Below are 24246 nucleotides of genomic sequence, written 5' to 3' on the forward strand. Positions count from 1 at the left end.
CGGCGCGCTCCTGGAGGAAGCTGGAAGTGGAACTCCGGCCGCTCGACGACCCAGGGGATCTCCATGGCGTTCTTCGCGATTTCCAAGCGGCACCCCCTCCAGCCGCTGTCCACCACCGACCTGGTGCTGGAGCACGAGCGGCTGCACGAGGAGATCGACCAACTGCAGCGCGCCCTGACCTCGCACGCCGTCATCGACCAGGCGATCGGCGCTGTGGTGACCTTCGGGCGGATCCCGCCCGACGACGCCTGGCGGGTCCTGCGGGAGGTCTCCCAGCGCACGAACACCAAGGTGCGCACGGTGGCCGAGCACGTCCTGAAGTTTGCCCAGGGCGGCGCCCTGCCCGACACCGAGCTGGACGAACTCAGGAGGGCGCTCGACCGGTACACGCTGCGCTTCCCGGTGGACCGGTCCGAGCCCTGAGGACGGCGCGGACGCCCGTAAGGTGGGTGTATGGCCTACGAGATTCCGGTGACGCAAGCCAGGGCTGAGCTCGCCGACCTGATCAACCGGGTGGTGTACGGCGGCGAGCGCGTGGTGGTCACGCGGCACGGCAAGCCGCTCGTCGCCCTGGTCTCCGCCGCCGACCTCGAACGGCTCAAGGAGCTCGAGGGGCCCGCGGAGGAGCAGGTGGTCAGCGCGGTCTCCCGGGTCCGTGACGTGCCGTCCGCCCCGCGCGAGCAGCAGCGCTTCGGCATCGCGGCGGAGCACCGGGGGCCGGAGGTCCGGTAGCGGCGTCGCGTCCGGCGCCGGCGGGCCGTGTCCGTGTGTCCGGGCCGACCGGCTCGCGCCATGAGTGGATCAAGGTCTGGTTAACGTCGTTGAAACTCCGGCGAACTAGCCTGCCGATCCACGCCACCTGGGGGTTTCTCCATCCGGATTGCTCAAGATCGGGCAATCCGTCCGTGTGTTGCATGTGTCCCCGTCGCGGTGGCTGCGGCAACCGGGCCCCGCACGGTCCGGAGCGAGGACTGTGAGGTGGGTACGTGCAACTGACCCCGCACGAACAAGAGAGGCTGCTCATCCATGTGGCGGCCGACGTGGCCGAGAAGCGCAGGGCCCGCGGGCTCAGGCTGAACCACCCGGAGGCGGTCGCGCTCATCACGTCGCACATCCTCGAAGGCGCCCGCGACGGCCGCACCGTCGCCGAGCTCATGTCCTCCGGCCGCAAGCTCCTCACCCGGGACGACGTCATGGAGGGCGTCCCCGAGATGATCCACGACGTCCAGGTCGAGGCCACCTTCCCGGACGGCACCAAGCTCGTCACCGTCCACGAGCCGATCGTCTGAGGGGGCGTCGATGATTCCCGGAGAGATCCTGTTCGCCGACGACCCGATCGTCTACAACGAGGGCCGCGAGATCACCCGGCTGACCGTCCTCAACGTCGCCGACCGGCCCGTCCAGGTCGGCTCCCACTACCACTTCGCCGAGTCCAACCCCGGCCTGCAGTTCGACCGCGCTGCCGCGCGCGGCAAGCGGCTCAACATCGCCGCCGGCACCGCCGTGCGCTTCGAGCCCGGGATCCCCGTCGACGTCGAACTCGTCCCGCTCACCGGGGCCCGCGTCGTGCCGGGGCTGCGCGGGGAGACCGGAGGTGCCCTCGATGCCTGAGATCTCGCGCGCCGCGTACGCCGACCTGTTCGGCCCCACCACCGGTGACCGCATCCGGCTCGCCGACACCGACCTGCTGATCGAGATCGAGGAGGACCGCTCCGGCGGATCCGGGCTCGCCGGTGACGAGGCCGTCTTCGGCGGGGGCAAGGTCATCCGCGAGTCCATGGGCCAGTCGCGCGCCACGCGCGCAGACGGCACGCCCGACACCGTGATCACCGGTGTCGTCGTCGTCGACCACTGGGGGATCGTCAAGGCCGACGTCGGCATCCGCGACGGGCGGATCACCGGCATCGGCAAGGCGGGCAACCCCGACACGATGGACGGCGTCCACCCGGATCTGGTCCTCGGCCCGGAGACCGAGATCATCGCGGCAACGGACGGATCCTCACCGCCGGCGCCATCGACGCGCACGTCCACTTCATCTGTCCCCAGATCGCCGACGAGGCGCTCGCTGCGGGCATCACGACCCTGGTGGGCGGCGGCACCGGACCGGCCGAGGGCTCGAAGGCGACCACCGTGACCCCCGGCCCCTGGCACCTGGCGCGGGTGCTGGAGGCGCTGGAGGCCCACCCGCTCAACATCGGCCTGCTGGGCAAGGGCAACACCGTCTCGCGCGAGGCGATGCTGTCGCAGATCCGCGGGGGAGCAGTGGGCCTGAAGCTGCACGAGGACTGGGGGTCCACGCCCGCCGTCATCGACGCCTCCCTGACGGTCGCCGACCGGACGGGCGTCCAGGTGGCCATCCACACCGACACGCTGAACGAGGCCGGGTTCGTGGGCGACACGCTCGCCGCGATCGCCGGGCGCGGCATCCACGCGTACCACACCGAGGGCGCGGGCGGCGGGCACGCCCCGGACATCATGACCGTGGTCTCCGAGCCGCACGTGCTGCCGAGTTCGACGAACCCGACCCGGCCGTTCACCGTCAACACCACCGAGGAACACCTCGACATGCTGATGGTGTGCCACCACCTGAACCCGGCGGTGCCGGAGGACCTGGCGTTCGCGGAGTCGCGGATCCGCCCGTCGACGATCGGAGCGGAAGACATCCTGCACGACCTGGGAGCGATCTCGATCATTTCCTCCGACTCCCAGGCGATGGGACGGGTGGGCGAGGTCATCCTGCGGACCTGGCAGACGGCGCACGTGATGAAGCGGCGCCGGGGCGCGCTGCCGGGCGACGGGCGTGCGGACAACCACCGTGTACGTCGTTATGTCGCCAAGTACACGATCAATCCGGCGCTCGCGCAGGGCCTCGCCCGTGAGATCGGATCCGTCGAGACCGGCAAGCTCGCCGACCTGGTGCTGTGGGAGCCCGCGTTCTTCGGCGTCAAGCCGCACCTCGTCATCAAGGGCGGGCAGATCGCGTACGCGCAGATGGGCGACGCCAACGCGTCCATTCCGACACCGCAGCCGATCCTTCCGCGGCCGATGTACGGGGCGATCGGGCGGGCGCCCGCGTCCAACTCGGTCAACTTCGTGGCGCCGCCGGCGATCGAGGACGGGCTGCCGGAGCGGCTCCAGCTCGGGAAGAAGTTCGTGGCGATCGAGTCGACGCGCGGCGTGACCAAGGCGGACATGAAGGAGAACGACGCGCGGCCCCGGGTCCAGGTCGACCCCGACAGCTTCGCCGTCCACATCGGCGGGGAGCTGGTGGAGGCGACACCGGCCGCCGAACTCCCCATGGCTCAGCGCTACTTCCTCTTCTGATGTCCCGGGCAGCACTTCTTGTCCTGGCCGACGGCCGCTTTCCCGCCGGGGGGCACGCCCACTCCGGCGGGGCGGAGGCGGCCGTCAAGGCCGGACGGGTCACCGGGGCGGCGAGTCTGGAGGACTTCTGCCGGGGGCGGTTGCACACGGCGGGGCTGGTCGCGGCCTCGCTCGCCGCGGCGGCCGCGCTCGGGTACGACCCCCGGGAACTGGACGCGGCGGCGGACGCGCGGACGCCGTCACCGGCGTTGCGGATCGCCGCCCGCAAGCTGGGGCGGCAGTTGATGCGGGCGGCCCGTGCGACCTGGCCTTCGGGCCAGCTGGATGCCCTGGCGCGGGAGTTTCCCAAGGGGGCGCATCAGCCGGTCGTGCTGGGGCTCGCGGCGCGGGCGGCGGGCCTTGGGCCCGATGACGCGGCGTACTGTGCGGCGTACGAATGTGTGAGCGGGCCGGCCACGGCGACGGTGCGGTTGCTGAGTCTCGATCCGTTCGACGCCACGGCGGTGTTGGCTCGGCTGGCGCCGGAACTGGACCGGGTGGCCGACCAGGCGGTGGTGGCGGCCCGACGCGTGCTGGAGGACGGGGCCGACGAGCTGCCTGCGGCCTCTGCGCCGTTGCTGGAGATCAGTGCGGAGGTGCATGCCGCTTGGCCTGTGCGTCTGTTCGCGTCGTAGGAGTCCTGCCGCCGCGCCGATACCCGTTCCCCTCCCCAGGGGCTCCGCCCCTTCGGCCCCGCCGGGGGGCTCTGCCCCTGGACCTCCGATCGGCCTGAACTGCCTCGTCCTCGAACGCCGGTCGGGCTGGAAGAAGCCCGACCGGGCCGAAATTTGGAGCCGTTGTCTCATGCACCTCGACCAATCCCACGACGGTCCGGCCGCTGTCAGTGCCGACGCCCACCGTCCCGACGGCACCCGTCGTGCCCTCCGGATCGGTCTCGGCGGTCCCGTCGGGTCCGGCAAGACCGCCACCGTCGCCGCGCTGTGCTGGGCCCTGCGCGACGAGTTGTCGCTCGCCGTCGTCACCAATGACATCTACACGCGCGAGGACGCCGAGTTCCTGCTGCGGGAGGCCGTGCTGCCGCCGGAGCGGATCACGGCCGTCGAGACGGGGGCCTGCCCGCACACGGCGATCCGGGACGACATCTCGGCCAACCTGGAAGCGGTCGAGGACCTGGAGGAGGCGGTCGGACCTCTGGACATCGTCCTTGTCGAGTCCGGCGGGGACAACCTCACCGCGACCTTCTCCAAGGGGCTCGTCGATGCGCAGATCTTCGTGATCGACGTCGCCGGCGGGGACGACATCCCGCGCAAGGGCGGCCCCGGCGTGACCACCGCCGACCTGCTCGTCGTCAACAAGACCGACCTCGCCCCGTACGTCGGCTCCGACCTCGCGCGGATGGCCGCCGACGCCAAGGCGGCCCGGGCCGAACTGCCGGTCGTCCTCCAGTCGTTGCGGAGCGGGACCGGTGTGAAGGACGTCGCCGACTGGGTGCGGGCACAGTTCGCCGCCTGGACGGCGTGACGGCGACCGGCGTACGGGCCACCGCACGGATCGTCGCCCGAAGGGACGGCCGGGGCGGTACGTCCCTGCCCGTGCTGGAGGGTGAGGGGCCGCTCGCGCTGCGGCGCACCCGGGGCAGCGGTGCCGAGGCGCGGGTCATGCTCGTGGGCGCGATGAGCGGGCCGCTCGGCGGAGACCGGTTCACCGTGGAGGCGGAGGTGGCGGACGGGGCCCGGCTGCGGGTCGGATCGGCCGCCGCCACCATGGCGCTGCCGGGGCAGGCGAAGGCAGAGGCGCGGTACGATGTACGGCTCACCGTCGCCGACGGGGGCGAACTGCACTGGCTGCCCGAGCAGTTGATCTCCGCGAAGGGGAGTGACTTGTACGTCACCACCCGCGTCGCCCTTGCCCCGACGGCCCGGCTCGTGCTGCGCGAGGAGCAGGTGCTCGGACGTGCGGGAGAGGAACCCGGTCGGCTCACCAGCCGTCTTGCCGTCCGGATCGCGGGACGGACCGTGCTGGACCAGGAGCTGGCCTGCGGTCCCGGCGCGCCGGGCGGCTGGGACGGTCCCGCCGCGCTGGCAGGACATCGGGCCGTGGGGCAACTTGTCGTGGTTCGACCGGAGTTTGCGTGCGAGCCGGTCACGGCCCGGGTGCTCGGGGAGAGGGCTGCCCTCGTCCCGCTCGCCGGGCCCGCCGCGCTCGTCACCGCGGTGGCGCCCGACGCGCTGCTGCTGCGCCGCCTGCTGGACAAGGCGCTGGCAACCCTCGGCTGAGTCTCCGCTGAGCGGGACACGCTGCGCCGGTTATCGGATTGGCAAAGAAGGTCAACAAACCCTGTTCTCAGGGACCTCACAGCCGCAAGGATCCCCCGTACCATTCGCAACGATGCAGGGGGAGGTCCCACTTGAGGGACATCAGACCGAAGAGCCGGGTGATGGCGCTCGGTTCGGCCGGTGCGCTCGTCACGGCGACTCTGATAGCCGGCGCAGTCGCAGCGCCCGCGGCCAGTGCGGACAGCCGCGACGGCCAGGACCGCGAGGCGCGCGGCGCCGCGATCGCCGCGGCCCGCGCGGCGAAGGCCGGGATCGACTGGCAGGACTGCCCGGCCGACTGGGGCCTGGCGAAGCCGATCCAGTGCGGCTGGGTGAGCGTGCCGGTCGACTACGCGAAGCCCTACGGCAAGCAGATCAAGCTGGCCGTCGACCGCATCGGCAACACCGGCACCAAGAAGGAGCGCCAGGGCGCGCTCATCTACAACCCCGGCGGTCCGGGCGGCTCCGGCCTGCGCTTCCCGGCCCGGGTCACCTCCAAGAACCCCATCTGGGCGAACGCGGCGAAGGCGTACGACTTCGTGGGCTTCGACCCTCGGGGTGTCGGCCACTCGGCACCCATCTCCTGCATCGACCCGCAGGAGTTCGTCAAGGCGCCCAAGATGGACCCGGTGCCCGACTCCGAGGCCGACAAGCGCGCCCAGCGCAAGCTGGCCCGTGAGTACGCCGACGGCTGCTACGAGCGCAGCGGCGCGATGCTGCCGTACATGACGACGCCGAACACCGCGCGCGACCTGGACGTCATCCGCGCCGCGCTCGGCGAGAAGAAGATCAACTACCTCGGCGTCTCCTACGGCACCTACCTCGGCGCCGTCTACGGCACGCTGTTCCCGGGCCACATCCGCCGGATGATCGTCGACAGCGTCGTCAACCCGTCCCGCGAGAAGATCTGGTACCAGGCCAACCTCGACCAGGACGTGGCCTTCGAGGGCCGCTGGAAGGACTGGGAGGACTGGGTCGCCAAGAACGACGCGACCTTCCACCTCGGCACCACCCGCGCCGCCGTCCAGGCGAAGTGGGTCGAGCTGCGCGCCACCGCGAAGAAGAACCCGATCGGCGGGGTCGTCGGCCCGGCCGAACTCCTCTCCTTCTTCCAGAGCGCCCCCTACTACGACTCCTCGTGGGTGCCGGTGGCGACGGTGTTCGGCAAGTACGTCGCCGGTGACACCCAGGCGCTCATCGACGCGGCCGCCCCGGACATGTCGGACACCGCGGGCAACATCTCCTCGGAGAACGGCAACGCCGTCTACACGGCCGTCGAGTGCACCGACGCCAAGTGGCCCACCAGCTGGACGAAGTGGGACCGGGACAACACCCGGCTCAACAAGGACTACCCGTTCCTGACCTGGTCCAACGCGTGGATGAACCTGCCCTGCGCCACCTGGCCGGTCAAGCAGCAGACCCCGGTGAACGTCAAGACCGGCAAGGGCCTGCCGCCGGTGCTGATCGTGCAGTCCACGCGGGACGCCGCCACCCCGTACGACGGTGCCGTCGAACTGCACAAGCGCTTCAAGGGCTCCCGTCTGATCACCGAGAAGGACGCGGGCTCCCACGGCGTCACCGGCCTGGTCAACCCGTGCATCAACGACCGGGTGGACGCCTACCTGCTCACCGGCAAGGTGGACGCCGCGGACGTGACCTGCGGCCCGCACGCCACGCCGAAGCCGTAGACGTCAGTCGTACGTGATGAGGGGCGGCCGGCATCCGCGGCCGCCCCTTCCTCATGCGCCGAACCAGGCGTCCTCCGCCGCGTAGTCGAACAGGTCAGGCCCCGGCCAGCAGGGGAAACGCCTCCCGCCAGTCCTGCCGGGCCAAGCGGTGCGTCAGCCACTCCACCGTCTCCGGCAAACTCTCGGCATACGTGACCACGGCTCGGTGGCCCAACTCCCGCTCGGCAGCCGGCATGTCGCACACGACCGGCCGCTCCACCGACCACGGAGAACTGCCCACGGAGCCGCTCGGCGCGGCGCCGTCCACGAACGCGGTCCCCGTCTCGCCCCCCTTCACCTTGTCGACTGCCGCACCGATCTCGGCGACCGTCGGCGCCTGCGGATCACAGGCGTTCAGCATCCGGGAACCCGGCCGGGCCGCGGCCAGCCGGACCAGTTCGGCGACGGTGCGGGCGCTCGCCGGGTGGAACCGGCTCTCGCCGCGGAAGGCGAGCACCCTCCTGCGCCGGCCGTCGAGGTTGCGCTTCACGAAGTACAGCTCGCGGGGGAGCGGGCTGTACGGGCCGTGAACGGCGCCCGCGCGCAGCAGCGTCGTCGGCAACCGGTCTCCGGCCGCGAGGAGTTCGCGCTCCAGGGCGGCCTTGCGGGTGCTGTACGTCGAGTCGCCCGGCGGGAGGGTGCGCTGTCCCTCCGGGATGGGCACCGGGTAGTCCGGGAAGCCGTCCGGCTCCTCCTGAGTGTCGAAGCCGCGGCCCTTGTCGTCCTCGTACACCGACACGCTGGAGATCACCACGGCCAATCCGACGCGGTCGGCGAGAGAGGTCAACTGCCGTGCGTGTACGGCTCCGTAGGCGACGATGTCCACCACCAGGTCGCAGCCGACGCCGATCACCTCCGACAGCGCCCCGTCGGTGTCACGGTCGAGCCGTACCGCCCGTACCTCCGCCGGCCAGGTCCGGTCCCGGCCGCCGCCGCGCGATGCGGCCGTCACCTCCCAGCCGTCCCGCGCCAGCGCGTTCACCGTCGGGCGTCCGATCTGCCCCGTCGCTCCGATCACCACAGCACGTCTCATGCCGCGACCGTACGGGCACCGGGCCGCGAACCCCAGGGTGCTCTGCCGACGGCAGAGATCAGCTCAGGGGCGCGCGCGGGAACCTGCGCTCCCTCTCGCCCTTCGAGGCGGCCTGCTCGGCCTTGGCGACGGCCGCGTACTGGTCGACGTACTCCTGCTCGGACAGCGACAGGATCGCGTACATGATCTCGTCGGTGACGGCGCGCAGGATCGCCTTCTCGTTCTCCAGGCCGACGTAGCGGGAGAAGTCCAGGGGCTTGCCGAAACGGATGACGACGGGGTGGATATTGGGGATGACCTTGCCGGGGGGCTGGGCCTCGAACGTGCCGATCATCGCGCAGGGGATCACCGGAACCTGGGCCTTGAGAGCCATGACCGCGACTCCGACCTTGCCCTTGTACAGACGGCCGTCGTGCGACCGCGTGCCCTCGGGGTAGACACCGAGGAGCTCCCCCTTGCGCAGTACACCGAGCCCCTCGCGGATCGCGGCCTGACCGGCCTCCTTGCCGGAGCGATCGACCGGGATCTGTCCGGCGCTGCGGAAGAAGGCCGCGGTGAGCCGGCCCTTGATCCCCGGGCCCGTGAAGTACTCGGCCTTCGCCAGGAAGGTGATGCGCCGTTTGAGGATCGCGGGCATCAGGAAGTGGTCGGAGAACGACAGGTGGTTGCCCGCGATGATGGCCGGGCCGGACGACGGCACGTGCTCGAGACCCTCGATGCGCGGCCGGAAGACCAGTCTCAGCAGCGGACCCAGCAACACGTATTTCAGCAGGTAGTAGAACAAGGGGTCGCTCCTCACTCGTGCGGATCGGCTCAACCGCCGCGTTCTAGCAGGTCAACCGGCATGTCGTGGGGTGCCAGTGTATGTGCAGCGCAGCCGCGTGGCACCTGGTCCGGCCGACCGAGGCGGAGGTTGCTGACGAGTCCTCAGAGCGGCGGTCGGGGGTGGTACTCGCGCGGGTGGGGAAGGCCGCCGGACCAGGGTGCTGCTACTGGTCGGTACAGATCAACCTGATGCCGGGGCGTGACCGGATCACGACCATGACTGGCAAGCCTGTGGCTGCTGCAGCGGTGCCGCTCTCTGTCAGACCCGAGCCGCAGAGTCCTCGGGCAGCCACCGGAGCGTCGTGGACGTCCGGCCGGGCCCCTCAGGTGCGACGATGACTCGGCATGCCGCAAGCCGAGCTCAGGACGTCCTCCGCCGTCGTGTCCCCGTTCTTCTTCCGTACGACGCACGCCGGGCGTGGCGCGACCGGATCGCCATGATGAGTGGCCGGCCGGCGACGTACGGTGGGGACCATGGCCCCTCCGCTTCCGGGTCCGCTGGCGCACCTGGCACCGCTGCTCAGCCATTACGGCTACTGGGCCGTCGGCGCCGTGGTCTTCGTGGAGGACTTCGGGATTCCCGCCCCGGGCGAGACGATCGTGATCGCGGCGGGCGTCTACGCCGGGGCGGGGCGGCTGAACATCGTGGCCGTGGCGGTGATCGCGTTCGCCGCGGCCGTCGCCGGGGACAACATCGGCTACCTGATCGGCCGGACCGGGGGACGCGCCTTCGTCCACCGCTGGGGCCGGTACGTCTTTCTGACCCCGAAACGCTTCCAGGCGGCCGAGCGGTTCTTCACCCGGCACGGCGGCAAGATCGTCACGGTGGCCCGGTTCATCGAGGGGCTGCGTCAGGCCAACGGCATCATCGCCGGCACCGCAGGCATGCCCTGGCACCGTTTCCTGGTCTTCAACTCCCTCGGTGCGGCGCTGTGGGTGGGCCTGTGGGTGACGGTGGCCTACGTGGCGGGTGAGCACATCACCGCCGTCTACGACGAGATCACCCGGTACCAGATCCACGTGCTCGTCGCGCTCGGCGTCCTCCTCCTCGTCTTCCTGGTACGGCACCTGGTGCGGCGCAGGCGACCTCAGGAGTGAGGACGTCACCCGGTCGAACGGTGGGTGGGGCCCCGGGTCTGTCGGCGGCTCCGTAGGATGAGCCCATGACGTCCGGCGTGCGCACCCGCTTCTCAGCGAGCCGTGCCCGCTGGATGCTGGTCGTCCTGGCTGTGGTGGCCGGGGTGCTGGCGATGCACGCGCTGGCGCCGACCGGCATGCCCGCGTCGGGGCAGCACAGCACGATGATGCCGGTCGGGACGACCCAACATCACGCTGCGCCCGTTCACACGGCCGGCGACACCTGCCGCCACCTGTCCGACGCGGACTCGGGCGGCGACACGGCCATGCATCACGCCGGCGGCACCTGCGCCGCCGCCGGTACCGGCAGCGCGTATGCCCCGCCCGCCCTGCTGCCCGCGCCGACTGTCCCCGGCGCACCTGCCGCGGCGGCCCGCAGCAACCCGGCCGCCCGCACGGTCGACGGCCGGGCCCCGCCCGACCTGTCCGAGCTACAGCTCCTGCGGATCTAGAGGCGCCCGCGCGACACCCCACCCCGGGTGACGTGCTCCGGTCCGTCTCATGATCCGCTGTTCCCGCGTGCCTGCATGCGGGCGCTTCAAGGAGCTGTACTTCTCATGGCAACTCACCGTTCTCTCATCCGCTGGACGGCCGCGCCGGTCGCCGCCGCGACCCTCGCAGTGCTTCTGACCGCCTGCGGCAGCGACAGCGATCCCTCGTCGGCCGGCGACTCCGGCCACTCCGGCCACGGCGCGGGCTCGACCTCCGCCGGCCCGTCGGCCACCGCCGCCACCCGGCGGGGCGGCCACGACGCGCAGGACGTCACGTTCGCGCAGGAGATGATCCCGCACCACCAGCAGGCCGTCACCATGGCCGCCCTGGCTCCGTCGCGGGCCATGTCCGAGCAGGTCAAAAACCTCGCCGCGAAGATCAAGAAGGCGCAGGATCCGGAGATCAACACCATGACGGGCTGGCTGAAGGCCTGGGGTGAGAAGGTCCCGGACAGCAGCGCGTCCGGCATGGAGGGCATGCCTGGAATGGAGCACTCCGGTTCGTCGATGCCCGGCATGATGGCGGACGGTGACATGGTCAAGCTGGAGAAGCTTTCCGGTGACGCCTTCGACAAGGCGTTCCTCCAGATGATGATCAGCCATCACCAGGGCGCCGTCGAGATGGCGAAGACCGAGCAGGCCAAGGGTGCCTACGGTCCCGCCATGACGATGGCGAAGTCGATCGTCACCTCGCAGTCGGCCGAGATCACCCGGATGAAGAAGATGCTCGGCGAGCAGTGACCCCACGCGCCCCGGGGCGGCGGCGTCACCTGCGTGGCTGCCCCGGAGGCGACGGGGGAGGGGAGGCGTGGGGAGGCGTGGGGAGGAGTGGGGAGGAGCGGGGAGGGGAATACGGAATACCCCCAGGGGGTATATTGGTTGCTGTGTGGTGAGACCTGATCACCAGGGAGGGCCACGATGGACCACTCGGTACACGCACGCCACCGACCCGAGCATCACGCACATCACCACAACCCGGCAGGTGCCTCCTGGCGGATGGCCGCGCAGGCCACGCTGCACTGCCTCACCGGCTGCGCCATCGGCGAGGTCCTCGGCATGGTCATCGGCACCGCCGCCGGCCTGCACAACGCGGTCACCGTCGTGATCTCCGTCGCGCTGGCCTTCGTCTTCGGGTACGCACTGACCATGCGCGGCGTACTGCGCGCCGGAGTCCCCGTCCGCCGGGCGCTCACGGTCGCCCTGGCCGCCGACACCGTGTCCATCGCGGTGATGGAGCTGATCGACAACACCGTCATGGTCGGCGTGCCCGGCGCGATGGACGCAGACCTCTCCGATGCCCTGTTCTGGATCTCGCTCGTCCTCTCCCTCGCCCTGGCCTTCGTGCTGACCACCCCGGTCAACCGGTGGATGATCGGCCGGGGCAAGGGCCACGCGGTCGTCCACGCCTACCACTGACCCACGGCCGGGTCGTCAGGCCCGGCCGTCCGGTTCCGGCAGCTCCTCCAGCGGGCCGGTGATCCGGGTGCCGTACCGCCCCGCCGAATCGCCGGGGAGTCATCTCCCCGGGAGTCCCGTCACCTGAGCAGGTACCCGCATCGCCGCCGGCCAGACGAGCTCCGCAGGAGGCCCGGCCACTGGGTCAGCGAACCGAAGGTGTTGCCCAGGGGCCGCACCGGCCGACCTGGACCGCGCAGTGGAGCTGATGCGCGAACGCTCCGTCCGCCGCCTCCCCGTCGTCGACGACGGCCACCCCGTGGGCATCGTCTCCCTCGGTGACATGGCCGTGGAACGCGACCCGGGGTCCGCGCTCGGGGACATCAGCGCGGCCAAGTCCAACCAGTAGGCCCGCCGGGGGCGCCCGCCGGGGGCGCCCCCGGCGGAGGCGGCGGTCAGCCAACCAGTACCTTCTCCAAGGACCCCAGTGCCGAGCGCAGTTCGTCCTCGGTGATGGTCAGCGGCGGCGCCAGCCGGACCGTGGAGCCGTGGGTGTCCTTGACCAGGACGCCCTCCCGCATCAGGCGCTCGCTGATCTCGCGGCCGGTGCCGATGGCCGGGTCGATGTCGACGCCCGCCCACAGGCCGCGGGAGCGGAAGCCGACCACGCCCCTGCCGACCAGCCGGGCCAGCCCCTCGTGCAGGACAGCGCCCAGTTCGGCGGCGCGGCGCTGGAACTCGCCCGTCTCCAGCAGCTCGACCACAGCCGTGCCGACCGCAGCCGCCAGCGGGTTGCCGCCGAACGTCGACCCGTGCTCGCCCGGCCGCAGCACGCCCAGCACCTCCCGGCGCCCCACGACCGCCGACACCGGCACGATGCCGCCGCCCAGCGCCTTGCCCAGCAGCAGGACGTCCGGGACGACGCCCTCGTGCTCGACGGCGAGCGTGCGTCCGGTGCGACCGAGTCCCGACTGGATCTCGTCCGCGACGAACAGGCAGCCCGCGCGGCGGGTAAGGTCGCGCACGCCGGTGAGGTAGCCGTCGTCGGGGATGATGACGCCCGCCTCGCCCTGGATCGGCTCGATCAGCACCGCCGCCGTCGTCTCGTCGACGGCCGCCTCCAGGGCCGCCAGGTCGTTGTAGGGGACGATCCGGAAGCCCGGGGTGAACGGGCCGAAGCCCGACCGCGCGGTCTCGTCCGTGGAGAAGCTGACGATCGTCGTCGTACGGCCGTGGAAGTTGTCGGCCGCGACCACGATCGTCGCCCGGTCCGCCGGGACGCCCTTGACCTCGTACGCCCACTTGCGGGCCACCTTGATGCCGCTCTCGACCGCCTCGGCGCCGGTGTTCATGGGCAGCACCATGTCCTGCCCCGTCAACCCGGCCAGCCGCTCGGCGAATTCGGCGAGCCGGTCGTTGTGGAAGGCGCGCGAGGTGAGGGTCAGCCGGTCGAGCTGGCGGTGCGCGGCCTCGATCAGTGCGGGGTGGCGGTGCCCGAAGTTGAGGGCCGAGTAGCCGGCCAGCATGTCGAGGTAGCGGCGGCCCTCCACGTCCTCCACCCAGGTGCCCTCGGCACGGGCGACGACCACGGGCAGCGGGTGGTAGTTGTGGGCGAGGACCGGCTCCTCGGCGCGGATCAGGTCGGCGGACGAACGCGTACGGGCGGGTGCGGTCATGAGCGGATCTCCTGGGTGCAGCACTTGATGCCGCCGCCTGCCTTGTGGAACTCGGACAGGTCGACGGGAACAGGGACGTAGCCTCGGTCGGCGAGCTGGTCGGCGAGGGCCGTCGCCCCGGGTGAGATGAAGACGTGGCGTCCGTCGGAGACCGAGTTGAGGCCGAAGGCCATCGCGTCCTCGCGGGTGGCGATCACCGCGTCAGGGTAGAGCCGGGCGAGCACCTCGCGGCTGCCGGGCGAGAACGCCTCCGGGTAGTAGGCGATGTTCTCGTCGTCGAGGACGAACAGTGCCGTGTCCAGGTGGTAGAAGTACGGGTCGACCAGCGTCAGGCTGATCACCGGGACGCCGAAGAACTCCTGCGCCTCGCGATGAGCCTCGCGGGTGGTGCGGAAGCCGGTGCCGGCGAGGATCCAGCGGCCCGTCGGCACCAGGTCGCCCTCACCCTCACACACCGACTCGGGGCGGTGGACGTCGAAGCCGGCCGACTTGAACCACGTGTCGTAGGGGAGGGACTCGGGGCGTCGCTCGGGCGCGTGGAAGAGGGAGCCGAAGACGCGGCCGTCGACGACGACCGCCGCGTTCGCGGCGAAGACCATGTCCGGCAGACCGGGCACCGGCTCCACGGTGTCGACGGTGTGGCCGTGGGCGCGGTAGGCACGGATCAGCGCCTGCCACTGCTCCTGGGCGCAGCCGACGTCGACGGGGGCGTCGGGATGCATCCAGGGATTGATCGCGTACTGCACGGCGAAGTGTCTGGGTTCGCAGACGAGGAAGCGCCGCCGGCGCGGCACACGGGTTTCGGGCACAGAGGTGTTCCTCCGCTTCCTGAGGTGTCGACTGACGGTTGACACCAAGGTAGGAAGGGACGGAGACGGGCGACAAGCAAGGAAAGCTGCGCGTACGAGCAGGATTGCTGCGTTCTCAGCCGGGTCGACGCACGTCTGCTGCGTCCTCGGGCGCGGGGTGGCTGGCGCCCGCCTCCGGGCTCTCCGGCAGCAGGTGGGACAGCACCATCACACTGATCGTCTTGCGGATGAACGGCTCCGTCCGGATCCGCTCCAGCACCGCTTCGAAGTGCTGCACGTCCCGCGCCCGCACGTGCAGCAGCGCGTCCGCGCCGCCGGTCACCGTCATCGCCGCCGTGATCTCCGGATGGTTGCGGACGACCTCGGCGATCCGCCGGGGCGGAGCCGCGCCCTCGCAGTACACCTCGACGTACGCCTCCGTGCGCCAGCCCAGCGCCGACGGCTTCACCGTGGCCGTGAACCCGGTGATCACGCCGGTCTCGCGCAGCCGGTCCACCCGGCGCTTGACCGCGGTCGCGGACAGGCCGATCGCCGCGCCGATCTCGGCGAAGCTGGTGCGGGCGTTCGCCATCAGGGCGGTGAGGATCTTCCGGTCGAGCTCGTCGAACGGCGCTGGCCTGCTGTTCATGTCGGCACTGTATCCAGCGGCAACGTTCACACCCGGCACATGTCCAGGCATGCGGATTCCTCCTACACTCCACGTTCATGCTGCGCGCCCTCGCCGTCGACGACGAACGCCCCTCGCTCGAGGAACTGCTCTACCTGCTGAACGCGGACCCCAGGATCAGCAGTGTGGAGGGCGCCGGCGACGCGACCGAGGCGCTGCGCCGCATCAACCGGGCGCTGCAGTCCGGGCCGGCCGGGCCCGACGCGATCGACGTGGTGTTCCTCGACATCCAGATGCCCGGTCTCGACGGGCTCGACCTGGCGCGGCTGCTGACCGGGTTCGCCGAGCCGCCGCTGATCGTGTTCGTCACCGCCCACGAGGACTTCGCCGTGCAGGCCTTCGACCTCAAGGCCGTCGACTACGTGCTCAAGCCCGTCCGCAAGGAGCGCCTCGCCGAGGCCGTCCGCCGGGCCGCCCAACTGCGGGACACCGCCCCACGGATCCCCGTGAGCGAGCCCGATCCCGACCACATACCCGTCGAACTCGGCGGTGTGACTCGCTTCGTCGCCGTCGACGACATCACCCACGTCGAGGCGCAGGGCGACTACGCCCGCCTGCACACCGACAAGGGCAGCCACCTCGTCCGCATCCCGCTGTCCACCCTGGAGGAACGCTGGCGCTCCCGCGGCTTCGTCCGCATTCACCGCCGCCACCTGGTCGCCCTGCGCCACATCGGCGAACTCCGCCTGGACGCGGGCACCGTGAGCGTGCTGGTCGGCACTGAGGAACTCCAGGTCAGCCGCCGCCACGCCCGCGAGCTGCGGGAGCTGCTGATGCGCCGGACCGCGCGCTGAGGAGGATGTCATGCCTCAGGACCCGACCGAACGCCGCGTCGTCGTCACCGGCCCGCCCCGCCGCACCCGCAGGGCCCCGGTCCCCTACCGCCCGCGCACGGAGATCGACGAGCAGACCACCCTCGGCCACACCTACGTCCGCTCCCTGATGCGCACCCAACTGCGCGCCGCCCTCGCCGTGTTCGCGGTGCTCGTGCTGCTCGTCGGCCCGCTGCCGCTGGTGTTCGCGGCGGCCCCGGACGCCCGCCGCCTCCAATGGGCAGTGCTCGGCTTCTGCCTCTACGCACCGCTGGTGCTGCTCGCCCGCTGGTACGTGCGCCGCGCCGAACGCAACGAACGCGACTTCGTGCGCCTCGTCGAGGACCGCTGACGCCGTGAACTCCGGCTACGCCGTCGCCGCCGTCGCCCTCGTCGTCGTGGCGACCGTCCTCGTCGGCGCGTTCGGCCTGCGCGTCTCCCGTACCACCTCCGACTTCTACGTCGCCTCCCGCACCGTCGGCCCGCGCCTGAACGCGGCCGCCATCAGCGGCGAGTACCTCTCCGCCGCCTCCTTCCTGGGCGTCGCGGGCCTGGTCCTGGTCCAGGGCCCGGACATGCTGTGGTATCCGGTGGGCTACACGGCCGGCTATCTGGTCCTGCTCCTCTTCGTCGCCGCCCCGCTGCGCCGCTCCGGTGCCTACACGCTGCCCGACTTCGCCGAGGCCCGGCTCGCCTCCCCTGCGGTACGGCGGCTCGCCGGAGCCTTCGTCGTCGGGGTCGGCTGGCTCTACCTGCTGCCCCAACTCCAGGGCGCCGGGCTCACCTTGGCGGTACTCACCGGTGCGCCCGACGCGCTCGGCGGCCTGATCGTCGCCGTCGTCGTGGTGGCGACCGTCGCCGCGGGCGGCATGCGCAGCATCACCTTCGTGCAGGCCTTCCAGTACTGGCTGAAACTGACCGCCTTGCTCGTCCCCGCCCTCTTCCTCGTCCTCGCCTGGCAGGGCGACGGCGCGCCCCACCCGGCCTTCGAGGAACCGGCCGCCTTCCGCGAGCAGCGCACCGTACGCGTCGACGACACCCTCGACCTCGACCTCGACCGGCCGCTCACCGTCACCGTGAGCGGCACGGTCGACGGCCACGTCCACGACGACCGGAGGGTAAGGCTGCCCGTCGGCACCCACCACGTCGAGCGCGGCACCCGACTGACCTTCGCCCGGGGCTCCCGGGTCCCCGAGGCCGACCGCGGCAGCAACGGCGGCATCTCAAGCGCGTCGGCCGCGGGCCGCGAGGAACGCCCGCTGTACGCCACGTACGGACTGATCCTCGCCACCTTCCTCGGCACCATGGGTCTGCCGCACGTCGTCGTCCGCTTCTACACCAGCCCGCACGGCGTGGCCGCCCGCCGTACGACGGTGGCCGTGCTGGGCCTGATCGGCGGCTTCTACCTGCTGCCGCCCGTGTACGGCGCCCTCGGCCGCCTCTACACCCCCGAACTCGCCCTCACGGCAGACGCGGACGCCGCCGTCCTGCTGCTGCCCGACCGCCTGATCGGCGGCCTCGGCGGCGACCTGCTCGGCGCGCTGGTCGCGGGCGGCGCCTTCGCCGCGTTCCTGTCGACCGCCTCGGGCCTGACCATGGCGGTGGCCGGAGTGCTCACCCAGGACGTCCTGCCGTCGCGCGGAGTACGACACTTCCGGCTCGGCACGGTGCTCGCCATGGTCGTACCGCTCGCCGCCAGCGTCCTGGTCGGCGGGCTGCCGGTCGCCGACGCCGTCGGGCTCGCCTTCGCGGTGTCCGCCTCCTCCTTCTGCCCGCTGCTCGTCCTCGGCATCTGGTGGCGGCGGCTCACCCCGCCCGGCGCGGCCGCCGGGATGCTGGTGGGCGGCGGCTCCGCGCTGGTCGCCGTCGCCGTGACCATGGCGGGCTACCCGGGCACCGGTCCGCTGCACGCGCTGCTCGCCTGGCCGGCCCTGTGGTCGGTGCCGCTGGGCTTCCTCACCATGGTGCTGGTGTCCCTGGCCACGCCGGGCCGGGTGCCGGCCGGGACGGGGGCCATCCTGGCGCGGTTCCACCTCCCCGAGCAGATGCGGGCGGAGGTGAAGGCATGAGCGGCTTCCTCGCCGGGCTCTGCGTGGCCGTCCTGCCGCTGCTGGCCGCCGGTTTCTGGCTCGGCCGGCGCACGGCCCGCCCGAAGAGCCTCGGCGGGCTCGGCAGCCCCGTCGAACACGCCACCTTCCAGACCCTGCACACCGCCTCCCTCGCCGCGCCCCCGCTGCGGGCCGGGCTGACGGAGGAGACCGCCCGCAAGTCGGCCCGCCGGCTCCGCTCCCTGCTCGGCACCGACGCGCTGTGCCTCACGGACGACCAGCAGGTCCTGGCCTGGGACGGTGTCGGCGCCCACCACCGCACCGAGATCATGGAACGCCTGGCCGGCCCCCTGGAGACCGGCCGCGGCGAGGCCTTCCGGCTCACCTGCGAGGCTCCGGAGTGTCCGCTGCGCTGGGCCGTCGTAGCCCCGCTCACCGTCGACGACCGCGTGCACGGCGCCCTCGTCGCCTGCGCACCCCGCGAGTCCGCCGTCCTGGTCAGGGCCGCGGCCGAGGTCGCCCGCTGGGTCTCCGTCCAGCTGGAGCTCGCCGACCTCGACCAGTCCCGCACCCGGCTCATCGAGGCCGAGATCAAGGCGCTGCGCGCCCAGATCTCCCCGCACTTCATCTTCAACTCCCTCGCGGTGATCGCCTCGTTCGTCCGCACCGACCCCGAGCGCGCCCGCGAACTGCTGCTGGAGTTCGCCGACTTCACCCGCTACTCGTTCCGCAGGCACGGCGACTTCACCACCCTCGCCGACGAACTCCACGCCATCGAGCACTACTTGGCGCTCGTCCGGGCCCGCTTCGGCGACCGCCTCGCCGTCACCCTGCAGATCGCCCCGGAGGTACTGCCCGTCGCCCTGCCGTTCCTGTGCCTGCAGCCGCTCGTCGAGAACGCCGTCAAGCACGGGCTCGAGGGCAAGACCGGCACCTGCCACATCCGGATCACCGCGCAGGACGCGGGCGCCGAGGCACTGGTCGTCATCGAGGACGACGGCGCCGGCATGGACCCCGACCTGCTGCGCTGCATCCTGGCAGGCGAGGTCAGCCCCTCGGGCGGCATCGGACTGTCCAACGTCGACGACCGGCTGCGCCAGGTCTACGGCGACGACCACGGCCTCGTCATCGAGACCGCGCCGGGGGCCGGCATGAAGATCACCGCCCGGCTCCCCAAGTACCAGCCGGGCGTGCACTCCTCGGCGCGGCTCACCGAGGAGTGAGAGTCAGGTGCCGCGGCTGACGATCAGGCCGAGGGTGAGCAGGCCCAGCACGACCCAGCCGAACCACAGCCAGCCGTTGCTGCCGAGCGCCACCGTGTAGGCCGTCACCACGACGAGGCCGCCGACGGTGAGCACCCCCATCGCCTTCGTGGAACCGTCCGTGGAACCGGGCATCGCAACACCCTCCTCATGGTTCGTCCCCCTCCATGGTGCCCCCGTTCTGCTTCCTGACGGTGCACACGACCACATGAGTTCCGGACTTCCAGGGGCCCTCGCTCGTCCAGGACGCCGCCTCGTACACCGACGGATCGAAGCCGTAGTCGCGCGGCGGCACGTCCCGCGCGCACGCCGCGTCCGACGCGGTGCGCGCCTGAGCGAGCGTGACAGCGGGGCCCAGCCGGGTGAACCCGATCACTTCCTGGTCGTGCGGACCGGTACAGGAGACCAGGCGGGCGTCCCGGTTCGAGTGGACGTCCAGGCAGTCCCGCTTCTGCATGGTGGCGGTGTCGGTGAAGGCCGAGCCCGTCCTGCGGTGCCCGCCCAGCGGGCCGTACACCGGTCCGTGCGCGCCCAGGACCAGACAGGCCGTGCGCCGCCCGGCGGCCTCGAACCCCGCCTCGGTGGGTACGACCGCGAAGCCCCGGACGTCCGCGAGTCTCTCCCGGACCTCCTGCGTCCGCTCCTCGCACCGGGCCGGACCCAGCCGACGCGCCTCGGCCGCGGACGCCGTTCCGACGAACGCCATCACCTGACCGTCCGACGCCTCGTCCCGGCAGGTGCGGTCCAGCGTGAGCCGCGGCGTGCCCTGGAATCGGGCCGCGCCGGGCCAGTCGGCGAGGACGCAGTCGCCGTCCTTGAGCGGCGTGCTCAGCCCGACCGCTTTCCCGTACGGCGGTGCGGTCCCGTCCGTCGTCCGCTGCGCCATGGCGTACCAGACCCCGCCCAGGGCGAGGACGAGACCGAGGGCTCCGGCCAGGACGGGCTGGAGGAGACGGGGACGGGTGTGGTGGCGCCTGCCGCGGTCGGGTGGCCGGGCCTGCGAGGCGGGGTCGGCGGCAGACGCCGGCCCGTTCACGTGGGCACCGGTGGCGGAGGCGGCCGTCGGCCCGAACCCGTGCGGACCGGCGGCGGACGCGACTGCGGGTCCGGGTCCGTCCGGGCCGGTGCGCGGGACCGCCCCCCAGGGCGGCTGCGACCCCACGTCGGTCCGGGTCCGCTCGTACGGCTCGGACTGCGGCATGACGATCCGCGACAGCGCCGCCTCCGCCTCGGCCGCCGGGATCCGCCGCGCGGGGTCCTTCTCGAGCATCGCCTGCACGACAGGCCCCAGGGCGCCTGCCCGCGCCGGCGGCCGCGGCTCCTCCATGACCACCGCGGTGACCTCCGCGAGGTGCGACTCGCGCTCGAAGGGGCCCTGTCCCTCGACCGCGTAGTAGAGCGTGCAGCCCAGCGAGAACAGGTCGGCCGCCGGCGTGGGCGGCCCGCCCGTGGCGCGTTCCGGTGCCAGGTAGCCCGCGGTGCCCACGAGGACGGATGTCAGTGTGTAGCGCGTCTCACCGGCGTCCGGCCGCACGGAGATCCCGTAGTCGGTGAGCAGCACCCGCGCGCAGGGCGCACCGCTGCGGTCCGGCGCGAGCAGGATGTTCGCCGGTTTCACGTCCCGGTGCATGACGCCCCGCTCGTGCCCGGCGGTCAGCGCGTCCAGCACGGCGAGCCCGACGCGGGCGCCCTCGGCGGGCGGCAGCGGGCCGCGCAGGGCGACCAGCTCGCGCAGGTCGACCGCGCCCGGCACGTACTCCATGACGATCCACGGCAGCCCCTCGTGCTCCAGCACGTCGTGCACGGTCACCACATGCGGATGGCCGCGCAGCCCGGCCGCGTGCCGGGCCTCGGCCCGGGCCCGGGCGACCCGCGCCTCCCGCTCGGCGTCGGCCTCCGCCGGGCTGCCGAACACGACCTCCTTGAGGGCGACCTCGCAGGCGAGTCTCCGGTCGTGGGCGAGCCACACATGGCCCATGCCGCCGCTGCCCAGCCGGTTCAGCAGCAGGTAACGGCCGGCGATGACCCGGCCCACTCCCGACGTCGGTGATCCTGAAGGCATCCGATGACTCCCGGGTTCGGCGGGGGTGCTACGTCGTGGCGTTCGCGGAGGGCCCGACGGGCGCGGGCGCCCTCGTGCCCGGTGCGCCGCTCGCCGGTTTGCCGGCGGCGGGGGCGGCGGGGGCGGTGGTCACGGAGGCGCTGGTGATCGGTGCGCTGCTGGTGACCGGGGCGCTCGCCGGGGGTGCGCTGGTGGCCGTCGGGGGCGCGCTGGTGGTCTTCGGAGGCGAGCCGGTCGTCTTCGGTGGCGAGCCGGTCCTCGGACCGACGGTGGGCGTCGCGCTCGACGGAGGCCGCTGTGAGGCGGCCGGAGCGCTCGACCGAGGCGACTCCGAGGCGGCCGGCGAGCTCGGGGCAGAGGGCTCCGCGCCGGACGGCGTACCGGACGACGGCGCGGAGGGCGACGGCGAGGTGGACGACGGCCCGGACCCGCCCCCGGACGACGAGGGCCCGGACCCGCCCCCGGACGACGAGGGCCCGGACCCGCCCCCGGACGACGAGGGCCCGGACCCGCCCCCGGACGACGACGGCGGCGCCTTCGCGGGCTCCGAGGCCGTGGTGCCCGGTGGAGTGGTCGCTCCAGCCCTCGTTCCGCCGGTCACGCTCAGCGTCACGTACTCCCCGAACCGCAGCTTCGTACCCGCCGGCGGATCGGACGCCGTGACCCTGGCGTCGTCCGGCGGCAGCCCCTTCCCGTCGTACCCCACCGCGAGCCCCCGCTCGGCCAGCCGTCGGCTCGCCTCCCCGAAGGTCGCCCCGACGAGGCCGGGCACGGTGCGGCGCTCGCGGGCGTCGAACGTGGAGTCGCGCCGTCCCGACGTGCCGACCGGCCGGCTGATGCCCACGTCCGCGTCGTCGACGTCGACGAGAGCGAGCCGCTCCTGCTTCCGTGGCGCGGGCCGCACGGAAACCACCGAGGCACGGTCGTATCCCGGCCATTTCCTGTTGCTGTTCTCGAACGTGACCGAAATCCGACCCGTGTCGCCCTTGAAGGGCCGCAGCGGATTTCCGCACGAGCACTTCACGGCGGGCAGTCCCCGCTCGTCCACGAGAACGGCGATTCCCGCCTGCAGCAGTGAGTTGAACGGGGCTGCCTTTCCCTTCCTGTAGTCATGGTTCTGTACGAGCGTGTCGTGACGCAGGAGAACGGGAGTGAGCCGGTCCAGATAACTGGGAATCTCATCGGTGGTGATTCCCAGCACATCGGCCCACGCCTGAGCCTTCCGGTGATTCCCGGGATCGGTGAGGAATTTCTTCAGCCGGGCGACGTCACAGATCGTCGGCTTTCTGGTGCCGCCGTACAGTCCGGGCGTGTCGCCCTGCTGCGGGCTGCTGTGCACCGGCTGCGACCGGACCGCGGCGTCGTGGGCCAGCCCCTGGCTCTCGTCGAAGAAGGGCGCGAGCGACGGAACTCCCGCGGCGACGGCCTTCACCACGAACGCCTGTGCGCCCCGGCTGCACCCGTCGAGAACCAGAACGAAAACCAGCAGGACGGCGACGTTCCGAATCGCCGATTTCCCCGCCCTCTGCATGAACGCGCGAAAAGTCATCACCGCTCCCCCCGGCGGTTTTCCCATCACGTTTCATGCTACTGAAGAGAGGGCCTTTCAGCGCCCGCGTGCGTTGAGTGAGGCCAAATAGGCGTTGTATGCCTCGAGTTCCTTGTCCCCGTCGCGGTCCGCGGCCCGGTCCTCGCGCTTGGCCTGCCGCTGCTCGGAGCTGTACCACTGGAACAGCAGCGCGAGCAGCACCAGCACGGACGGAATCTCACTGAACGCCCAGGCGATGCCGCCGGCCGCGTTCTGGTCGGAGAGCGTGTCGATGCCGAGTGAGGCGGGCGGGTGCCGGAAGGTGTCGACCATGGGCGTGGTCGCCATCATCAGCGCGATGCCGAAGAACGCGTGGAAGGGCATGCCCGCGAACAGCTCCAGCATCCGCATGAGATAGCCCGGCCGGTTCGGACCCGGGTCCACCCCCATGATCGGCCAGAAGAACACCAGGCCGACCGCGAGGAAGTGCACCATCATCGCGATGTGCCCCGCCTTGGACCCCATGAGGAAGTCGAAGAGCGGCGTGAAGTACAGCGCGTACAGGCTCGCGATGAACAGCGGGATGGTGAACGCGGGATGCGTGACGATCCGCATGTAGCGGCTGTGCAGCACGGCCAGCAGGAGCTCGCGCGGCCCCTTGCGGCCCCTGCCCGCGACCGGCAGCGCGCGCAGCGCCAGCGTGATGGGGGCGCCCAGCAGGATCAGGATCGGCGACAGCATGCTGATGATCATGTGCTGGACCATGTGCACGCTGAACATGACCATGCCGTAGTCGTTGAGCGCGGTGCACATCACGAGCCCGACGGTCAGCACACCCACCACGAAGGCGACCGTCCGGCCCACCGGCCAGGCGTCGCCGCGTCGCCGCAGCCGCACGACGCCCCAGCCGTACAGGCCGAGCCCCAGGAGGCAGGCGATGAGGAAGAAGGGGTCTGCCGACCACTCGAGACCGCGTCCCAGCGTGAACGGCGGCAGATCCATGGTCATGCCGTGCCCGCTGTGATCCATCCGCCGGCTCCTGATTCGTGGGGGTTGAGCGCTGTCTGTCCGCACCCAGGGTAGAACCGCCCCCGGTCACAGCTGTGACCGGGGGCGGCTGAAGCTCACGAGCGCC

Annotated in this window: 24 protein-coding genes and 3 pseudogenes; 18 read left to right on the forward strand and 9 right to left on the reverse strand. The window is 71.8% G+C overall.

Going from position 1 to position 24246, the window contains the following annotated elements:
* The first annotated feature begins 63 nt into the window (after positions 1-63).
* The 9 genes and pseudogenes from ABZV31_RS22155 to ABZV31_RS22195 all read left to right on the forward strand — a co-directional run bounded on the left by ABZV31_RS22155 (position 64) and on the right by ABZV31_RS22195 (position 7327).
* Positions 64-423, forward strand: coding sequence for an ANTAR domain-containing protein (locus tag ABZV31_RS22155; RefSeq protein WP_355896435.1), 360 nt, complete (start codon positions 64-66; stop codon positions 421-423).
* A 30-nt stretch (positions 424-453) separates the two neighbouring features.
* Positions 454-732, forward strand: coding sequence for a type II toxin-antitoxin system Phd/YefM family antitoxin (locus ABZV31_RS22160; protein ID WP_355896438.1), 279 nt, complete (start codon positions 454-456; stop codon positions 730-732).
* A gap of 254 nt (positions 733-986) precedes the next feature.
* Complete coding sequence (locus tag ABZV31_RS22165; protein WP_313746622.1) at positions 987-1289, forward strand: urease subunit gamma; 303 nt, start codon at positions 987-989, stop codon at positions 1287-1289.
* 10 nt (positions 1290-1299) lie between these two features.
* Positions 1300-1611, forward strand: a complete 312-nt coding sequence (locus ABZV31_RS22170) for an urease subunit beta (protein ID WP_355896442.1) — start codon at positions 1300-1302, stop codon at positions 1609-1611.
* Positions 1604-3324 (forward strand): annotated as a pseudogene (locus tag ABZV31_RS22175) (urease subunit alpha). Before ABZV31_RS22170 ends, ABZV31_RS22175 begins: the two are co-directional and overlap by 8 nt.
* Positions 3324-3998, forward strand: a complete 675-nt coding sequence (locus ABZV31_RS22180; protein WP_355896445.1) for an urease accessory UreF family protein — start codon at positions 3324-3326, stop codon at positions 3996-3998. Before ABZV31_RS22175 ends, ABZV31_RS22180 begins: the two are co-directional and overlap by 1 nt.
* Before the next feature lie 169 nt (positions 3999-4167).
* A complete protein-coding gene (gene ureG / locus ABZV31_RS22185; RefSeq protein WP_355896448.1) occupies positions 4168-4845 on the forward strand; it encodes an urease accessory protein UreG in 678 nt (225 codons plus the stop codon).
* Positions 4833-5600: an urease accessory protein UreD gene (locus ABZV31_RS22190; RefSeq protein ID WP_355896577.1), complete on the forward strand. Its 768-nt coding sequence runs from the start codon at positions 4833-4835 to the stop codon at positions 5598-5600. Before ureG ends, ABZV31_RS22190 begins: the two co-directional genes overlap by 13 nt.
* A 161-nt stretch (positions 5601-5761) precedes the next feature.
* On the forward strand, positions 5762-7327 hold the full coding sequence (locus tag ABZV31_RS22195) for an alpha/beta hydrolase (RefSeq protein ID WP_355896579.1): 1566 nt from the start codon (positions 5762-5764) through the stop codon (positions 7325-7327).
* Positions 7328-7378: 51 nt separating this feature from the next.
* On the opposite strand, the pseudogene ABZV31_RS22200 reads toward ABZV31_RS22195, so the two are convergent.
* Both ABZV31_RS22200 and ABZV31_RS22205 read right to left on the reverse strand, forming a co-directional pair.
* Positions 7379-8387 (reverse strand): annotated as a pseudogene (locus ABZV31_RS22200) (NAD-dependent epimerase/dehydratase family protein).
* 70 nt (positions 8388-8457) lie between these two features.
* Positions 8458-9183, reverse strand: a complete 726-nt coding sequence (locus ABZV31_RS22205) for a lysophospholipid acyltransferase family protein (RefSeq protein WP_355896451.1) — start codon at positions 9181-9183, stop codon at positions 8458-8460.
* A gap of 515 nt (positions 9184-9698) precedes the next feature.
* Between ABZV31_RS22205 and ABZV31_RS22210 the strand changes: the two genes are divergently transcribed.
* The 5 genes and pseudogenes from ABZV31_RS22210 to ABZV31_RS22230 all read left to right on the forward strand — a co-directional run.
* Complete coding sequence (locus tag ABZV31_RS22210) at positions 9699-10322, forward strand: DedA family protein (RefSeq protein ID WP_355896454.1); 624 nt, start codon at positions 9699-9701, stop codon at positions 10320-10322.
* 65 nt (positions 10323-10387) lie between these two features.
* Entirely contained in the window at positions 10388-10813 is a 426-nt protein-coding gene (locus ABZV31_RS22215; RefSeq protein WP_355896457.1) for a DUF6153 family protein, read from the forward strand.
* Between the two features lie 105 nt (positions 10814-10918).
* Positions 10919-11593 carry a DUF305 domain-containing protein gene (locus ABZV31_RS22220; RefSeq protein WP_355896459.1) on the forward strand — a complete coding sequence of 225 codons (675 nt, stop codon included), beginning with the start codon at positions 10919-10921 and terminating at the stop codon, positions 11591-11593.
* 177 nt (positions 11594-11770) lie between these two features.
* The gene (locus ABZV31_RS22225; RefSeq protein ID WP_355896462.1) at positions 11771-12268 is read left to right on the forward strand and encodes a DUF4396 domain-containing protein; all 498 of its coding nucleotides are present in this window, start codon (positions 11771-11773) and stop codon (positions 12266-12268) included.
* Positions 12269-12491: 223 nt separating this feature from the next.
* Positions 12492-12656 (forward strand): annotated as a pseudogene (locus ABZV31_RS22230) (CBS domain-containing protein); the annotation flags it as partial.
* A 46-nt stretch (positions 12657-12702) separates the two neighbouring features.
* On the opposite strand, the gene rocD reads toward ABZV31_RS22230, so the two are convergent.
* From rocD to ABZV31_RS22245, 3 genes are all read right to left on the reverse strand, one after another.
* Positions 12703-13923 carry an ornithine--oxo-acid transaminase gene (gene rocD / locus ABZV31_RS22235; protein ID WP_355896465.1) on the reverse strand — a complete coding sequence of 407 codons (1221 nt, stop codon included), beginning with the start codon at positions 13921-13923 and terminating at the stop codon, positions 12703-12705.
* Positions 13920-14732: a dimethylargininase gene (ddaH, locus tag ABZV31_RS22240; protein ID WP_355896468.1), complete on the reverse strand. Its 813-nt coding sequence runs from the start codon at positions 14730-14732 to the stop codon at positions 13920-13922. The genes rocD and ddaH overlap by 4 nt, the downstream gene beginning before the upstream one ends.
* 115 nt (positions 14733-14847) lie before the next feature.
* The gene (locus ABZV31_RS22245; protein ID WP_355896471.1) at positions 14848-15360 is read right to left on the reverse strand and encodes an Lrp/AsnC family transcriptional regulator; all 513 of its coding nucleotides are present in this window, start codon (positions 15358-15360) and stop codon (positions 14848-14850) included.
* Positions 15361-15437: 77 nt separating this feature from the next.
* Here ABZV31_RS22245 and ABZV31_RS22250 point away from each other — a divergent pair, with 77 nt between their 5' ends.
* The 4 genes from ABZV31_RS22250 to ABZV31_RS22265 are packed head-to-tail and all read left to right on the forward strand — an operon-like array spanning position 15438 to position 19482.
* Positions 15438-16193, forward strand: coding sequence for a LytTR family DNA-binding domain-containing protein (locus tag ABZV31_RS22250; protein ID WP_355896474.1), 756 nt, complete (start codon positions 15438-15440; stop codon positions 16191-16193).
* 10 nt (positions 16194-16203) lie between these two features.
* A complete protein-coding gene (locus ABZV31_RS22255) occupies positions 16204-16563 on the forward strand; it encodes a hypothetical protein (RefSeq protein ID WP_355896477.1) in 360 nt (119 codons plus the stop codon).
* 4 nt (positions 16564-16567) lie between these two features.
* The gene (locus ABZV31_RS22260) at positions 16568-18280 is read left to right on the forward strand and encodes a cation acetate symporter (RefSeq protein WP_355896480.1); all 1713 of its coding nucleotides are present in this window, start codon (positions 16568-16570) and stop codon (positions 18278-18280) included.
* Positions 18277-19482: a histidine kinase gene (locus ABZV31_RS22265; RefSeq protein WP_355896483.1), complete on the forward strand. Its 1206-nt coding sequence runs from the start codon at positions 18277-18279 to the stop codon at positions 19480-19482. Before ABZV31_RS22260 ends, ABZV31_RS22265 begins: the two co-directional genes overlap by 4 nt.
* Before the next feature lie 3 nt (positions 19483-19485).
* Here the strand turns inward: ABZV31_RS22265 and ABZV31_RS22270 are convergent, their stop codons facing one another.
* Genes ABZV31_RS22270 through ABZV31_RS22285 form a run of 4 tightly spaced genes read right to left on the reverse strand, consistent with a single transcriptional unit; the run spans position 19486 to position 24140 of the window.
* Positions 19486-19656, reverse strand: coding sequence for a hypothetical protein (locus tag ABZV31_RS22270; protein WP_355896486.1), 171 nt, complete (start codon positions 19654-19656; stop codon positions 19486-19488).
* A gap of 13 nt (positions 19657-19669) precedes the next feature.
* Positions 19670-21583 carry a septum formation family protein gene (locus ABZV31_RS22275; protein WP_355896489.1) on the reverse strand — a complete coding sequence of 638 codons (1914 nt, stop codon included), beginning with the start codon at positions 21581-21583 and terminating at the stop codon, positions 19670-19672.
* A gap of 28 nt (positions 21584-21611) precedes the next feature.
* The gene (locus ABZV31_RS22280) at positions 21612-23159 is read right to left on the reverse strand and encodes a DUF6777 domain-containing protein (protein ID WP_355896490.1); all 1548 of its coding nucleotides are present in this window, start codon (positions 23157-23159) and stop codon (positions 21612-21614) included.
* Positions 23160-23189: 30 nt separating this feature from the next.
* Entirely contained in the window at positions 23190-24140 is a 951-nt protein-coding gene (locus ABZV31_RS22285) for a cytochrome c oxidase assembly protein (protein WP_355896493.1), read from the reverse strand.
* Positions 24141-24246: the final 106 nt, after the last annotated feature.

This window comes from Streptomyces sp. NPDC005202 (assembly GCF_040608235.1).
In the GTDB taxonomy this organism is placed as follows: Bacteria; Actinomycetota; Actinomycetes; order Streptomycetales; family Streptomycetaceae; genus Streptomyces.

Coding starts and splice junctions, on each gene's coding strand:
- ABZV31_RS22155 (WP_355896435.1), top strand. CDS start 64: ATGGCGTTCTTCGCGATTTCCAAGCGGCACCCCCTCCAGCCGCTGTCC.
- ABZV31_RS22160 (WP_355896438.1), top strand. CDS start 454: ATGGCCTACGAGATTCCGGTGACGCAAGCCAGGGCTGAGCTCGCCGAC.
- ABZV31_RS22170 (WP_355896442.1), top strand. CDS start 1,300: ATGATTCCCGGAGAGATCCTGTTCGCCGACGACCCGATCGTCTACAAC.
- ABZV31_RS22180 (WP_355896445.1), top strand. CDS start 3,324: ATGTCCCGGGCAGCACTTCTTGTCCTGGCCGACGGCCGCTTTCCCGCC.
- ureG (WP_355896448.1), top strand. CDS start 4,168: ATGCACCTCGACCAATCCCACGACGGTCCGGCCGCTGTCAGTGCCGAC.
- ABZV31_RS22195 (WP_355896579.1), top strand. CDS start 5,762: ATGGCGCTCGGTTCGGCCGGTGCGCTCGTCACGGCGACTCTGATAGCC.
- ABZV31_RS22210 (WP_355896454.1), top strand. CDS start 9,699: ATGGCCCCTCCGCTTCCGGGTCCGCTGGCGCACCTGGCACCGCTGCTC.
- ABZV31_RS22215 (WP_355896457.1), top strand. CDS start 10,388: ATGACGTCCGGCGTGCGCACCCGCTTCTCAGCGAGCCGTGCCCGCTGG.
- ABZV31_RS22220 (WP_355896459.1), top strand. CDS start 10,919: ATGGCAACTCACCGTTCTCTCATCCGCTGGACGGCCGCGCCGGTCGCC.
- ABZV31_RS22225 (WP_355896462.1), top strand. CDS start 11,771: ATGGACCACTCGGTACACGCACGCCACCGACCCGAGCATCACGCACAT.
- rocD (WP_355896465.1), bottom strand. CDS start 13,923: ATGACCGCACCCGCCCGTACGCGTTCGTCCGCCGACCTGATCCGCGCC.
- ABZV31_RS22245 (WP_355896471.1), bottom strand. CDS start 15,360: ATGAACAGCAGGCCAGCGCCGTTCGACGAGCTCGACCGGAAGATCCTC.
- ABZV31_RS22250 (WP_355896474.1), top strand. CDS start 15,438: ATGCTGCGCGCCCTCGCCGTCGACGACGAACGCCCCTCGCTCGAGGAA.
- ABZV31_RS22255 (WP_355896477.1), top strand. CDS start 16,204: ATGCCTCAGGACCCGACCGAACGCCGCGTCGTCGTCACCGGCCCGCCC.
- ABZV31_RS22265 (WP_355896483.1), top strand. CDS start 18,277: ATGAGCGGCTTCCTCGCCGGGCTCTGCGTGGCCGTCCTGCCGCTGCTG.
- ABZV31_RS22270 (WP_355896486.1), bottom strand. CDS start 19,656: ATGCCCGGTTCCACGGACGGTTCCACGAAGGCGATGGGGGTGCTCACC.
- ABZV31_RS22275 (WP_355896489.1), bottom strand. CDS start 21,583: ATGCCTTCAGGATCACCGACGTCGGGAGTGGGCCGGGTCATCGCCGGC.
- ABZV31_RS22280 (WP_355896490.1), bottom strand. CDS start 23,159: ATGGGAAAACCGCCGGGGGGAGCGGTGATGACTTTTCGCGCGTTCATG.
- ABZV31_RS22285 (WP_355896493.1), bottom strand. CDS start 24,140: ATGGATCACAGCGGGCACGGCATGACCATGGATCTGCCGCCGTTCACG.